This window comes from Streptacidiphilus carbonis, from assembly GCF_000787775.1.
In the GTDB taxonomy this organism is placed as follows: domain Bacteria; phylum Actinomycetota; class Actinomycetes; order Streptomycetales; family Streptomycetaceae; genus Streptacidiphilus; species Streptacidiphilus carbonis.
This window is the reverse complement of record NZ_BBPM01000024.1, coordinates 50,378-62,393: the sequence shown is the minus strand read 5'-3', so window position 1 is coordinate 62,393 and position 12,016 is coordinate 50,378. Positions and strand designations below refer to the sequence as shown.

The window sequence follows — 12,016 nt, the reverse complement described above, 5'->3', positions numbered from 1 at the left end:
CCCACCCGCCCCGGCCGGCCCCACAGGCCGGCTGCGGAACCTGGCGCGGACCGCGCTCGCTGACGTCACCCCGCTCCGCACCAGCGCCCACTTCCGGCGACTCTGGTTCGGGCAGAGCGTCTCGTCCATCGGCCAGCAGATGACCGCGCTGGCCATCTCGGTCCAGGTGTACGCGCTGACCGGCTCCCCCTTCGCGACCGGACTGGTCGGGCTCTGCTCACTGGTCCCGCTGGTCGCCTTCGGGCTCTACGGCGGTGCGATCGCCGACACCATGGACCGGCGCAGGCTCGGTCTGTACGGCGCGTCGGGGCTGGCGGTGCTGTCGACGGCGCTGGCCGTCCAGGCCTTCCTGGGCGTTCGGCAGGTCGGGGTACTCTACGCGGTGGTGGCGCTGCAGGCTGTCTGCTTCGCACTGAACGCACCGGCCCGGGCGTCGATGGTGCCCAGGCTCGTCCCGGCCGAGCAGCTGCCGGCGGCGAACGCGCTGTCCACGGTGAGCATGAACCTGGGCCTGACGGTGGGGCCGATGCTGGGCGGCCTGCTGATCGGGGTGTGGAGCTACCAGGCCGCCTACCTGGTGGACGCGGTCGCGTTCAGCGCCTCGCTCTACGCGATGTGGCGGCTGCCGTCGATGCGCCCGGAGAGCAGCGGGAGCCCGTCGGGCGGAGCCCGTCCCCGCGCCTCCGTCCTCGACGGCCTGCGCTTCCTGAAGGACCGCCCCAACCTGCGGATGAGCTTCATGGCCGACCTCGCCGCCATGGTCTTCGGCATGCCCCGCGCACTCTTCCCGGCCCTGGCGCTGCTCCTCTTCCACGGCGACGCGAGCACGGTCGGCCTGCTGGCCGCCGCGCCCGCGGTGGGCGCGCTGCTGGGGGCGCTCTTCTCCGGCTGGGTCAGCCGGGTGCACCGGCACGGCCTGGCGGTCGTCTTCGCGGTACTCGCCTGGGGGCTGTCCATCGCCGGATTCGGGCTGGCCCGCCAGCTCTGGCTGGGCCTGCTGCTGCTCGCGGTGGCGGGCGCCGCCGACACCGTCAGCATGATCTTCCGCAACACGATCATGCAGGAGGCGGCCCCGGACGACATGCGCGGCCGGCTCCAGGGTGTCTTCGTGGTCGTCGTAGCCGGAGGCCCCCGCCTGGGCGACTTCGAGTCCGGCACAGTGGCGCAGCTCACCTCGCCCACGTTCTCCGCGGTGAGCGGCGGCCTCGCCTGCGTGGCCGTCATGCTCCTGCTCGCCGCCCGCTACCCCTCCTTCGCCCGCTACGACTCCCGCAACCCGACCCCCTGACTCCGAGCCCCCTGACCAGCGCATCCGTCCCCCCGCCCTGATCCGAAAGGCGTGCGCGAGCACGGGCCACGGTGCTGTATTGTTCTTCCTGTACCCGGGAGACCGGGAACAGGCAGCGAAGCCGCAAGGCACCGCAGCCTCGGGACGTGGCGCAGCTTGGTAGCGCACCTGACTGGGGGTCAGGGGGTCGCAGGTTCAAATCCTGTCGTCCCGACAGAGGTCAAGGGCCCGGAGACGTCGTCTCCGGGCCCTTTGACATCTCCACCTGACATCAACCCACCTGGTCAGCGGGGGACTGGTGCCGCAGAGGGAGCGGGTCCGTCGTCCTCATCGCCCTGCTCCGTGCTGGCGTCCCGACCGTCGTTGAGGGCGTCGTCCATCCGGTTGGCCGCGTCGCGCAAGGTGGTCTCCAGGACGTGGGCGTAGGTGTCAAGGGTCATGCTGATGTTGCTGTGTCCGAGCGTCTCCATGATGGTCCGTACGGCTACCCCTTCTGCCAGCATCAGCGAGGCGCTGGTGTGCCGCAGGTCGTGCACTCGAACCGAGCGCAGGCCGGCGCGCTTGCAGAGATCAGCCAGGCTGCGGTTGACGTTCCGAGGGTCCAGCGGCCGACCCGTGAGCGTGGTGAACACCAATCCCTTGGGCTGCCCTTCGAGGGGCAGCCAATCGGCCCCGGCCTCCGCGCGCTCCTGGACCTGTCGGGCCTGACGCTGCTTCAGTCGCGCGACGCATGATGTTGGCAGGGCGACGGTGCGCAGCGAGCGGGCAGTCTTCGGCGTCCCGAAAAGCAGGGCGCCATTCACTCGCTGAAGATTGCGGCGCACCCGAAGCTGACCAATCCTCAGGTCGATGTCTGACCAGGTGAGGGCGAGGACTTCACCGCGCCGCAGGCCCGTCGATACGAGCAGAAGCCACAGCGCTGATAGGCGGTCGTCACGGGCGGTTCGGAGTAGCGTCCGGGCATCCTGGGGCGTCAAGGGTTGAACCTCCTTGCGGGGGACTGTAGGCGTCTCGACGAGGCGCGCAACGTTGCGGGCCAACAGCTCCTCCCGTACCGCGTTCTGAAGGGCAGAGCGGAGTACAGCGTGGGCGTACTGGACCGTGCGGGCGGAGGGGCGTCGCTGGCAGCATTGGCCTCTTGAGCAGCAGACCCGATGTGCCTCGGGGCGTCGGCGGTCCAAGTCGCGTGCGCAGCACAAGCACATGCTGCGAAATCCGGCGATGGCCGTGCGAATGTCCGTCGGCGTCAGGCGGTTGATGGGCCGTTTGCCCAGGCTGGGCACCAGGTAGACCCGAACCACGCCCTCGTAGCTGGCAAGCGTCTTGGGCTTGTACCGGTTCGGCGCGACAGTCCCGATCCAGTAGTCGAGATACTTGGCCAGGGGCACGTTCGAGGTGACGGCGGGGATGCCCTGGCGGGTCTTCTCCTGCATCTCGGTGAGCTTGTCGGCGACGTCGCTGCGGGTCTTGCCGTAGACCCATTTGCGGCTGCGTGTGCCGTCGGGGCGGAAGACGTAGGCGGCGGCTGCGTACCGGCCGTCTGCTCGTTTGGTGATGGTGCCTTCTCCGTTGGCGCGTCGTGCCATCAGCGGTTCTCCTCGGTTTGGTTGCGCATGTAGGCGGTGACTACCTCGGCGGCGACGCGGCGGCTGCGGCCGATCTTGAAGCTGTCGAGTTGGCGGGAGCGGAAGAGGTCGTAGACGGTGCTGCGGCTGATGCGCAGGGCGGCCATGACTTCGGGGACGGTTAGGGCCTGTGGGAGGGGCGGTGTGGCGGTGCTCACGGGGCGATTCCTTCCGAGCGCGGCGGCGGGTGTGGTGCGGAAACCCCGGATCTGCTGACAGAACTGACACAACCCCCGTAGTTGGGTCCTGACCTGCGATTTTGTCCATGATCACTGTCGTGACAAAACCTCAAAAAACTCCGACAGAACCCCCGGGGCAGCGGACCGCCCCCGGTGGCACCGGGGAGGGCGGGGAGTTCTGTCAGAGTTTTTATTGGTTTTGTCAGACCAGCGATCATGGACAAACTTGCAGGTCAGGCGGTGTTTCGAGAGGTTGTGTCAGTTCTGTCAGCGCCTGGGGGGTTTCCGGCGGGGTCAGTCCTGCGGGGTGCCGAGGGCGGGGTGCGTCTGGTAGCGGGGGGAGGGCGGGCGACCCCCCTTGCCGGAGCGCGGGGGCGGGGTCTGCTGGCGCACCCACCCGTGTTCCTCCAGCAGTGCGAGGGCGGGGTCCAGGTCGGCCATGGTGGGGAAGTCACCCCGCCCGAGCAGGCGGAACAGCTCGCGCTTGGTGAAGGTCCCTACCGGATTCGTTTCCAGGTGGGCCAGTAGCAGGCGGGCGGCGTCGCGGGCGGGGTCGGCTCCCATGGCGTCGAACACGGTCAGCGCGTGTGCGGTGAAGTAGTCCCCCAGGGTCGTGGCGGCCGCCATGGTGGCGGCTTCGATGGGGCGGGCCCAGCCGTCGGCGGGGTGCGCGGCCAGGTGCAGCAGGCCAGCGATGCGCCCCACGGCCCCGTCGCGCTTGCTGGCCCATTTGACGATCGGTGCCAGCGAGCCGCCGTGGCCCAACCGAGCCTCGGTGACCCGCTGGTAGGCCAGCATGACCGCGTCCGCCTCCGGGGTCAGGGTCAGTACGGCGGGGTCGGTCCAGTCCACCAGGGCCAGCGCCAGGGCGCTGAGCTGCTGCGCGTACTGGTCGGCGACCGGATCAGGGATGGGGTCGGGGTCCAGTCGGCGGCGGCCGACCAGGGATTGCGGCAGGGCGTACAGGAAGCGGGCGAGTAGCCCGCGCCCGTCCGCGCCTTTGATACGCCCGATGCCCTCCAGGACTTCGGGTTGTACGGCCAGGCCCATGGTGACGGCGGGGCGTTCGATGTGCTGGGAGTCGCGGCCCTGGCGGTTGACCCGGACCATGTCTCCCGCGTGGCCTTTGAGGAAGATCTCCATGTTCGGGTTGCCGCTGTAGCGGCCCGCGATGATTTCGAAGATCCCGCCCTCGGGGGACATGACCGAGATTCGCCCGCCCTGCTCGGACAGCAAGGTGGCCAGGTTCTCTGGAGTGATGTCGTCGGCGACCAGTTGCGGTTTGGCCGGGGTGGTCAGGCCCTCGGCGGCTTGGGCCAGTTCGACGGCTTCGGCGGTCAGCTCGGCGCGCTTGTCCGGCTCGGCGTTCGCCGCCCTGGCAGCCGCCTTGTCGGCGGCGGACCGGGCGAGCTTGGCCGTGGTGTCGGCCTCGGCGCGAATCAGGGCGCTGCGCTCGACCAGGACCTTTTCCACGGCCAAGAGGGGATCGGTCATCAGGGCGAACACGGCGGACTTGCGGTTGCCGGGGTCCAGCGCGACGGCGGTGTACAGGTTCACCGGCTCGCGCCAGCGGCCCCGGATGCTGACCACCACCCGCCCCCCGGCCGCCGTGGCGATGACCGCCAGAGCCAGGCACCCCGCCAGGTCGGCCGGGGTCTGCGTCTCCTCAGCCACCGCATGGACCATCGCAGCGAGCCAGGTGGGCAGGGCTTCGATGGGGAACGGGGGCAGGATGTGGGCCTGGCCCAGCGGGACCGGCTGCTCCCACTGGTCGGCCTCGGTGGTGGGGGGTTCGATGAGGTGGTCCCAGTCGTCGCCGAACAGGCTGGTGACGTTGGTGCGCGGTTCGGGGATGGGGTCGGGTCGGGGTGTGGACATGCGGGGGCCTTCCTGAGCTGGGTGAGCGGGTGCGGGTCAGGACGACAAGCAGTGAGGACGGCCTGCGGCCGACGACTTGAGGCCGCCTACGGCTAGGGGTGGGCCCGGTGGGGTTGGCGGGGTGCCGCCCGGTGGGTCACGCGACAGCGCGACCGGTGTTGAGGCCGTTGGCGACCGCGCGGCGGGCGTAGGGCTCGGGAACCCCGACGCTCACGGCGGCGGTGATGATCTGCGCCGCGATGGAATTCAGGTCGCAGGGTCCGGGGCACTGGTGGTGCTGTGTGGCCAGGAACCGGGCTACGCCGAACGCCTGCGACGCGGCTCCGCTCTCTTTGCGGGAGCGGACCATGGTGAGGCCCCGTTCCAGGCCGGTGCGCACGTAGCGCTCGGTGTGCCGGCACCCGGTGGCCACGCTCCGATTCCAGGTGGCGGGCCCGGGGACTGAAGAGACCACCTCCTCACGTGAGGAGGTGGTCTCTTCCTTGACGGCCAGGGCACGCACGGCGTTGGGCAGATCTACCAGCGGGCCGCTGCCGGGGCCGAGCCAACGGGCGTAGGCCATGTGCGACTTGAGGTCCACCCCGGGCCGTACCGCGTTCGCGGAACGCATCGCGCCCCGGTAGATCCAGTGCTCCCCGCGTGTGGTGGCAACGGTCCGGGTCGGCGGGAAGATCTCCCTTGCCCACGCCACGGCGGCCGGGGTGTCCAGGTCCAGGACGGTCAGCCCGGCCCCGCCCGGGTGGTAGGCCAGGGCGGCAGCCTGCCGCCACACCGGGGCCCAGGCGGGGGAGGCCAGGACACCGGGGTCGGTGGTGGCGGCAGCCCAACCGTGGCACACGGCCGGGCACTGGCAGGGGCCCGCACTCTTCATGTGGGGTCGGCCGCCGCAGGCGCTATTCGCGCACGCGCGGCAGTTCCCGAAGGGCACCTTGCCCTCCCGCAGCGGCAGCACCGGCAGGCCCCAGGCGGCCAGGTCTAGCGCGGTACGCAGATGCTGCGGACAGGCTTCGTATGGGCTGCAGGGAAGCGGAAACACGTCCTGGCCGCGTTCGGTGGCGGCCAGGAAGGCCGCTGTGAGGTCCGTGCGTACTTTCATAGGGAAGGGCTCCCTTCAGGGCGTGAGAGAGACCGCCAGGCGATCCGTGAATCACCAACTTGCTTGTCAGGAAAGAAAGTTGGGGATATCGGCTGTGTTCGGGGTGCTCTCAGGCGAGGTCGAACAGGGTTTCCCCGTCCCACGGACGGCTTGCCGTTGGATCGGAGTCGGGCACGGCGTGCAGGTGGCGAGACTTCTTCTCGGTGGCGTCGGAGCGGAAGCGGCGCGAGTGGGGGTTCAGGCGCTGCCACTGTTCGGCGCAGACCTTGTGCGCGGGCTCATCGGTGTGTGAGCGCAGCGGGGTTGGCCTGCGGCACAGGAAGCACGGCAGGTCGTTGAAGTGGTCGAAGTGTTCTCCCAAGCGCCAGACCAGCAGGGCCATGGCCGGTCACCCGGCTGGTGCGGTGCGGCCGTTCGTGAGGTGCTGAGCCCGCGATGCGGCGATGTCGAGCTGCCGGTGCACCTGCGCTGCCGTGCGTCCGGGGGCGTCGTTCCACTGGTCGACCGTGCGCACCTCGGGGTCCTGTGCGGTGAACTGCTCCATCAGCAGGGTTCGGGCCCGCTGGACGGTGCTGGGAGTGCCGTATCCGCCTTGCAGGACGGCGAGTTGGGCTCCGAGGATGCAGCGGCGTCCCTGTGCGTCCCACATGGTGTTTTGGCACCACCCGTAGGCGACCAGGTAGCGGGAGACCAGCAGCAGATGCGTGGCGGTGTCGATCGGCACCGGGGTGGGCGGGCGGTGCCGCAGTCGATCGAGCAGCGTCGGCACCGGACGCACCATCCCCCGGTCCCAGGCGATCGGGGCCTGCCCGTAGGCGCAGACCCGGGCAGCCGGTGCCAGGGTGAGTACGGGGACGGGGGTGTGAGTGGCGAGGTAGTGCTCGATCTCGCGCACCAACTGCCTGCCGTCAGCGACCGATCCCAGGTCGGGCAGGGCCAGGACGGAGGTCAGGTTCATCGTGTCGGCCTCCCGTCAGCAGGTGCGCCGGTGAGCAGGTCGGCGATGGAGCCACCGAGGGAGTTCAGGCGCTGGACGATGCCGGTCCACGACTCGTTGTCGATGGCCAGCAGCGCCCCCACGGCCACGGGCACGTCACCGTTCGCGGTGGCGGTCAGGGCGTCACGGAAGTGCGCGGCGGCCAGGGGCCGGATGACGGGCAGGTCGGAGCGTTCGGGCTGCATGGCAGTCCTTCCGGGGGTCAGTGGCTCTTGCAGGCGGGGTAGCGCGAACGCCGGGGGCACTGGCCGTAGATGGCGGCTGTGACCTGGTAGGTGGCGGTGCGGCCCTGCGGGTCGCGCAGCGTCAGGTAGTAGTCGGTGGTGGGGGTGCCGGGGCTGTGGACGGCGTAGTGGCCGTTGACGGTGCCGGTGGTCTGCGGGACCAGGAAGTCAGTGCGCAGCGCGGTGCAGGCGAACACCGCCAGGGCGCCGGTCATGGCGAGCCCCAGGACGTTGCGGCCGAGGTTGTGCGGGCGGTGCGTGCGGCGGCGTGCGGACATGGCGGGATCTCCCGTTCCAGGCGTGACGTGCCGGTCTGGTGACTGTGTGTAAGGGAGGGAGGGCAAGGGTGTGGCCAGGAACCCCGCTTCTGGGGGTGTTTGGGTGGGTCGGCGGACCGCCTCCCCTGCCTCCCCAACGGCTGATCTGCGCTGATCAGGGCGGGGAGGCGGCGTTGGGGAGGTGGTAGGGGAGAACTCCCCTCCTCCCCTACCACCTCCCCTTACCATGAGTCACTGCTCGGGGGTGTCCTCTGCTCGCTCGGCCAGAGCGCGCAGCACCTTGGCGGTGGTGACGTGCATGATCCCCTGGTACTTGGTCGGTGCCGCGTCGACCAGCTCCAGGACCTGGGTCAGGTCGCTGAAGCCCCACCCGTGGTAGTGGGTGCGGTTGCGCTCCACCAGGTGCTGAATCACTTCCTGGGTCCGCATCCGGATCGCGTCCCCGAGCACGGCGGCGATGTCCGCCAGCTCATCCACGGCCTCAGCAGCCGATGCGGCGGGGGCTACCTCGATCCCCTCACGCAGCGCCAACGCCCGGGCCACGACCGGGCTGATCTCGTCCACGCTGGCGTCCTTGCGGACGTAGTAGGAGCGGATCACCTCGAACGGCTTCGGGGTGAAGCCCACGGTCACGGCGGTGCCCCGGTTCTCGATCGGGGACAGGCCGGTGGCGGTGACGCCGGCCTTGTACTTGCCCGAGCCGAGGATGCCGTCGTTGGCGATGTAGTCGCCGACCGCGAACGCCACCCCGTGCGAGGTGTTGCGGGTGACCTCCTTCGGGATCGACGTCGCGGTCGGGGACACGGTCACCCACACCAGCGTGATCCCCAGCTTGCGGGCCTTCTTCATGACCTTCTTGGCCAGGTCCTCAGCCTCGGCACCGTACTTCTTGTGCTCGAACAGCTCGTGGCACTCATCGAACACCACGATCCGGGGCCGCATCCGGGGGTCGCGCTGGGCCAACTCCCGGGTCAGGGCCACTGATTCGCCCCCGGCCTCTTCCAGGATCTTGCCGCGCTCGGTGACCTCGTTGCGCAGCTCCCGCAGCGCGTTCAGGGCGGCTTCGACCTGTTCGTCGTCGTCGCCCTTGACCAGCGTGCGCAGGCGCTCGCGCATCGGGTCGTAGTCGACGTTGTAGGCCATCACGTACACGTCGATCTCGACCAGCGGATCGAGCATCGCCCCCAGCAGTAGGGCGATGACCAGCGACGACTTACCCGATCCCATGATGCCGCCGAACATGTAGTTCGCGGCCATCAGCCGGGCGGTGACCTCCTCGCCGCGCTGGGAGACGGCGACTGGGACGCCCTTGAAGTAGTCGGTGGTGCCCTCGGTCAGCAGCGGCCACGGCGGCACAGGACCGTTCAGCGAGCCCTGGTCGGCCACCCACAGGTCCAAGACTCCGGGCTGCTTGGGGGGTTCGGTGGGCCAGACCTCCACCGGCAGCCGCAGCAGGTTGTGCGCCAGCACCGCCTTCTTGGCCGCGATCATCTCCACCATGACGCCGAGCGGGAGTTGCAGTTGGGTATGCCAGCCGTTGCCCATGCGGGTGGTCGGCTGCACCCACCGCGGCTGCCATCCCTCCTTGAACGCCTTGTTCATCGCCGGGATGCCCAGGTTCCGCAGGGCATCGAGGATCGCCCCCTCGTCGGGAACCACGTCCCGCGTGGTGGGGTCGGCCGGCAGGACCCACGCCGGGGCGGCCTGCCGTTTGGCACCGACCGCCCAGCAACCGGCCACGGCCAGCCACGGGGCGATGGCGACCAGTGGGCCCCAGACGACTGAGGCGATGAACACCACCCACGTGGCCAGGTGAATCAGCGCCATGGTCGGTGCGATGACCTCGCCGAAGTGGTGGGTGCCGATGGCCAGGGCGACTCCGAGCAGGAGCAGGCCGCCCATCAGCCCGAGGGTGCCGACCACGGCGCTCTTGGCCAGCTTGATCGGGGCGGTGAGCATGTCCATCCGCCGCTGGTGACGCCCCTGACGGAACGCGGCGGCGCGCTGCTCCCACTCCAACGCCATCTCAGGCTGACCTGCGGCCTCGGCGCTGCGCATCATCCGCTCGTAGCGGGCGGTGGTGCGGCCCTCCCAGGTGCGGCGGGCCACGATCAACGCACCGTTGGCGGTGTAGAGGCCATGCCGCATCACCAGCCGTGACGCGGTGCGGGTGCGCGGGTGAGTGACGGCCGTGCGAACCGCCCGAGCGCTGCGCAGCAGCCTCGATACCGGGGCAACCGGTATCGAGGCGGGGACCGGTTCGGGCTGCTTGGGCAGGACGATGCCCTCAATCGGGGCCCGCTCTGCGTCAACGGGGGGCTTGGCCAGTGTGGTGGTGCCGGGGATGCGGCCGGCTCGGTGGTCGGCCAGGTCGTGCACGGTGCCCAAGGTGGGCTCCGTGATCGGATCGGTCATGATGGGCTTCTCCTGCTCTCAGTCATGGGGCCAGGGGCCCGGGACGGCCGCACGCTTGCCGGCACCACGGCCGTCCCGGGATCGAGCATCAGCACTGTTCAGGCGGCAGACTTGGGCGGCAGCGCGCGGCAGGTGGCGGCGTGGCTGTTGGCGGCCTCGCGGCGGGCGTCCAGGTTGGAGCCCTGGTGGCTCTGGGCCAGGCAGCCGGTGCACGACCACGTCACCAGCGATCGGGTACCGGTCTCGGTGGCGGTGATCACCACCAGCGCACCGCCCAAGTTGAGGTAGCGGACCAGGACCAGCGAAGGGGCGTCCTCGGGGATACGGCCAGGCATGGGGAATCTCCAATACGGTGCTCGGATACGCGGGAACGTGCTGCTCAATGGCCGTGGGGCCGGTGGTGCTGTGCGTTCAGGCGGCCCGGGTCTGCGGTTCGGTGCACGGCACGCAGGTCCCCAGCGAGGTGGGGATGACGTATCCGGCATCAAGGTGGCAGGCGGGGCAGGTGCGGCGGGCACGCATGGCCGCCGCTAGAGCCGTGGCTTTGGCCGGTGTCATCGCACGCACCGGGCGGGCCAGGTCGAGTCGGTACAGGTAGGCGACCCGGGGACCTTCTCCCAGGCGCGAGAACCACATGAGTTGAGCGGCCACCGGCTGACCCGCTGGCCGAAGCCCCCGGGCACGCAGTTGACGGCGTGTGAGCAGGCCGTCCGGGGCCAGGTGGAACGGGTAGGTGGGGATGCCGTAGCGGGTGCCGGTGGGGTCGTAGAACCTCACGCCGCGCCCTGGTCACCGGACGCGTCATCGCTGGTCGGTTCCGGTGCCCGGGGTGTCGTGTCGGGCACTGAGTGCAGCGGGCGGTTGGCGCGCTCCGCCTTCAATGCGTCGCGCAGCGCACGGGCGTTGACGGAGGACGTGTGCACGGCGGCGCGGATGTTGTCGGCCGTCAGCCGGGCATCCGCCCAATCAGTAGTCGCCGACCGGGCTTCGGCCAGCAGCTCCGAGGGAGTACGAGTCGGCCGCTTGCTGCGGGCGGCGGTCGGCACGGTGCCGGTGGCCCGACGCGGCCGACTGACCGTGGCCGCAGCCGCGCGAACCGATGGTTCCGGGTCGGCGACCGGTGCGGGTGCGTCGGCTGCCGGAGTCGGGAGCGGGTCGGGGGTGACGTATACCGACGTCAACGGCGCGGGATCGGCCGACTGTTCGAGGTCAGGCACCGACCCTTTTATGATGGTCTGTGCCGACTCGCCCGTGTCCGGCTGGTGGTGCAGCACCTTGGCTACCAGGTCCGCGCCGAACGCGATCGAGCCGACCGGCAGCGAGGTTGCCAGCAGCATCAGCGCCCAGTCGGCCGGTGCCCAGTCGGCCAGGTGGACCCGGCCACCCGACTGGATCGCAGCCACCATCCCGTGGTCATAGTTCAAGACCAGGGAGGCGGCGGTGTAGGCGGCCAGCACTCGCAGCGCGAACCTTCGGTCGGCCTTGGGCAGCACTAGCGCCGCTACCAGTGCCAGCGCCATCAGGCCGTCCACGACTACCGGGTACAGGACGGCGGCGGTGTGGTCCGCGCCGATGGCACGGGCCACGTCCCGCAACGCGTTCCAGGACACCCGAAACGCCATCAGGACCACGGCCACCAGGGCCAGCACGAGCAGGATCTTCGGACGCCGGTTCATGCCGCCACCCGCCCCAACAGTCGGACCAGACCGGCCTTGCCCATGCGCGGCGTGCCACCGAGCAGAACGGCCACGTGGGAGCCGGTGATGTCGATGAACGGGTCAGTACTGGCTTCCGCGAGGAGTCGGGCGGCGTGGTCAGCCAGGTCCGGATCTGTGCGCATCAGGTCGTTCAAGATGTCGTGAGCGGCAGCCAGGCGAGCGGCCCGCTCCGAGGTGGACTCGCCACCGGTGGGGCCGGTGAAGAGTTCGGTGTCGATGCCGAGGGCGAGTTCCGCGAACTCGAACTCGTCAGCGGCCTCATGGCCTGCAACGATGTTCCTCATGGTCGCTCTCTTTCCATACAGGAGAGGGGCCCTG

Annotated in this window: 14 protein-coding genes and 1 tRNA gene; 2 read left to right on the top strand and 13 right to left on the bottom strand. The window is 70.0% G+C overall.

Annotated elements, in window-relative coordinates; all coding sequences use genetic code 11:
• Positions 1-31 precede the first annotated feature (31 nt).
• Both TR46_RS20135 and TR46_RS20130 read left to right on the top strand, forming a co-directional pair.
• A complete protein-coding gene (locus TR46_RS20135) occupies positions 32-1,288 on the top strand; it encodes an MFS transporter (protein ID WP_174505137.1) in 1,257 nt (418 codons plus the stop codon).
• A gap of 140 nt (positions 1,289-1,428) precedes the next feature.
• A tRNA-Pro gene (locus TR46_RS20130) sits at positions 1,429-1,502 on the top strand.
• A 70-nt stretch (positions 1,503-1,572) separates the two neighbouring features.
• On the opposite strand, the gene TR46_RS20125 is transcribed toward TR46_RS20130, so the two are convergent.
• The 13 genes from TR46_RS20125 to TR46_RS20065 all read right to left on the bottom strand — a co-directional run bounded on the left by TR46_RS20125 (position 1,573) and on the right by TR46_RS20065 (position 11,982).
• Positions 1,573-2,874, bottom strand: coding sequence for a tyrosine-type recombinase/integrase (locus TR46_RS20125; protein ID WP_042403190.1), 1,302 nt, complete (start codon positions 2,872-2,874; stop codon positions 1,573-1,575).
• On the bottom strand, positions 2,874-3,071 hold the full coding sequence (locus TR46_RS20120; protein ID WP_042403188.1) for a helix-turn-helix domain-containing protein: 198 nt from the start codon (positions 3,069-3,071) through the stop codon (positions 2,874-2,876). Before TR46_RS20120 ends, TR46_RS20125 begins: the two co-directional genes overlap by 1 nt.
• A gap of 315 nt (positions 3,072-3,386) precedes the next feature.
• The gene (locus TR46_RS20115; RefSeq protein ID WP_084718748.1) at positions 3,387-4,970 is read right to left on the bottom strand and encodes a YfjI family protein; all 1,584 of its coding nucleotides are present in this window, start codon (positions 4,968-4,970) and stop codon (positions 3,387-3,389) included.
• A 136-nt stretch (positions 4,971-5,106) separates the two neighbouring features.
• On the bottom strand, positions 5,107-6,066 hold the full coding sequence (locus TR46_RS20110) for a bifunctional DNA primase/polymerase (RefSeq protein ID WP_084718747.1): 960 nt from the start codon (positions 6,064-6,066) through the stop codon (positions 5,107-5,109).
• A 109-nt stretch (positions 6,067-6,175) separates the two neighbouring features.
• Positions 6,176-6,448 (bottom strand): hypothetical protein, encoded by a 273-nt coding sequence (locus TR46_RS43160; RefSeq protein ID WP_042403187.1) that lies wholly within the window; start codon positions 6,446-6,448, stop codon positions 6,176-6,178.
• Between the two features lie 6 nt (positions 6,449-6,454).
• Complete coding sequence (locus TR46_RS38115) at positions 6,455-7,024, bottom strand: DUF6197 family protein (protein ID WP_052432944.1); 570 nt, start codon at positions 7,022-7,024, stop codon at positions 6,455-6,457.
• Positions 7,021-7,248, bottom strand: coding sequence for a hypothetical protein (locus TR46_RS20095; protein ID WP_042403185.1), 228 nt, complete (start codon positions 7,246-7,248; stop codon positions 7,021-7,023). The genes TR46_RS38115 and TR46_RS20095 overlap by 4 nt, the downstream gene beginning before the upstream one ends.
• Before the next feature lie 17 nt (positions 7,249-7,265).
• Positions 7,266-7,565: a hypothetical protein gene (locus TR46_RS20090; protein ID WP_042403183.1), complete on the bottom strand. Its 300-nt coding sequence runs from the start codon at positions 7,563-7,565 to the stop codon at positions 7,266-7,268.
• 231 nt (positions 7,566-7,796) lie between these two features.
• The gene (locus TR46_RS20085) at positions 7,797-9,980 is read right to left on the bottom strand and encodes an FtsK/SpoIIIE domain-containing protein (RefSeq protein WP_084718746.1); all 2,184 of its coding nucleotides are present in this window, start codon (positions 9,978-9,980) and stop codon (positions 7,797-7,799) included.
• A gap of 98 nt (positions 9,981-10,078) precedes the next feature.
• The gene (locus TR46_RS20080; RefSeq protein WP_042403182.1) at positions 10,079-10,315 is read right to left on the bottom strand and encodes a hypothetical protein; all 237 of its coding nucleotides are present in this window, start codon (positions 10,313-10,315) and stop codon (positions 10,079-10,081) included.
• Between the two features lie 76 nt (positions 10,316-10,391).
• Positions 10,392-10,757, bottom strand: a complete 366-nt coding sequence (locus tag TR46_RS20075) for an RRQRL motif-containing zinc-binding protein (RefSeq protein ID WP_042403181.1) — start codon at positions 10,755-10,757, stop codon at positions 10,392-10,394.
• On the bottom strand, positions 10,754-11,656 hold the full coding sequence (locus TR46_RS20070; RefSeq protein ID WP_063770630.1) for a DUF2637 domain-containing protein: 903 nt from the start codon (positions 11,654-11,656) through the stop codon (positions 10,754-10,756). The genes TR46_RS20075 and TR46_RS20070 overlap by 4 nt, the downstream gene beginning before the upstream one ends.
• The gene (locus tag TR46_RS20065; RefSeq protein WP_063770629.1) at positions 11,653-11,982 is read right to left on the bottom strand and encodes a hypothetical protein; all 330 of its coding nucleotides are present in this window, start codon (positions 11,980-11,982) and stop codon (positions 11,653-11,655) included. The genes TR46_RS20070 and TR46_RS20065 overlap by 4 nt, the downstream gene beginning before the upstream one ends.
• Positions 11,983-12,016 lie beyond the last annotated feature (34 nt).

Bases quoted from the DNA above. Each gene is read 5' to 3' on its own strand.
- TR46_RS20110 (WP_084718747.1), bottom strand. From the start codon at position 6,066: ATGAAAGTACGCACGGACCTCACAGCGGCCTTCCTGGCCGCCACCGAA.
- TR46_RS20085 (WP_084718746.1), bottom strand. From the start codon at position 9,980: ATGACCGATCCGATCACGGAGCCCACCTTGGGCACCGTGCACGACCTG.
- TR46_RS20095 (WP_042403185.1), bottom strand. From the start codon at position 7,248: ATGCAGCCCGAACGCTCCGACCTGCCCGTCATCCGGCCCCTGGCCGCC.
- TR46_RS38115 (WP_052432944.1), bottom strand. From the start codon at position 7,024: ATGAACCTGACCTCCGTCCTGGCCCTGCCCGACCTGGGATCGGTCGCT.
- TR46_RS20090 (WP_042403183.1), bottom strand. From the start codon at position 7,565: ATGTCCGCACGCCGCCGCACGCACCGCCCGCACAACCTCGGCCGCAAC.
- TR46_RS20080 (WP_042403182.1), bottom strand. From the start codon at position 10,315: ATGCCTGGCCGTATCCCCGAGGACGCCCCTTCGCTGGTCCTGGTCCGC.
- TR46_RS20125 (WP_042403190.1), bottom strand. From the start codon at position 2,874: ATGGCACGACGCGCCAACGGAGAAGGCACCATCACCAAACGAGCAGAC.
- TR46_RS20070 (WP_063770630.1), bottom strand. From the start codon at position 11,656: ATGAACCGGCGTCCGAAGATCCTGCTCGTGCTGGCCCTGGTGGCCGTG.
- TR46_RS43160 (WP_042403187.1), bottom strand. From the start codon at position 6,448: ATGGCCCTGCTGGTCTGGCGCTTGGGAGAACACTTCGACCACTTCAAC.
- TR46_RS20115 (WP_084718748.1), bottom strand. From the start codon at position 4,970: ATGTCCACACCCCGACCCGACCCCATCCCCGAACCGCGCACCAACGTC.
- TR46_RS20065 (WP_063770629.1), bottom strand. From the start codon at position 11,982: ATGAGGAACATCGTTGCAGGCCATGAGGCCGCTGACGAGTTCGAGTTC.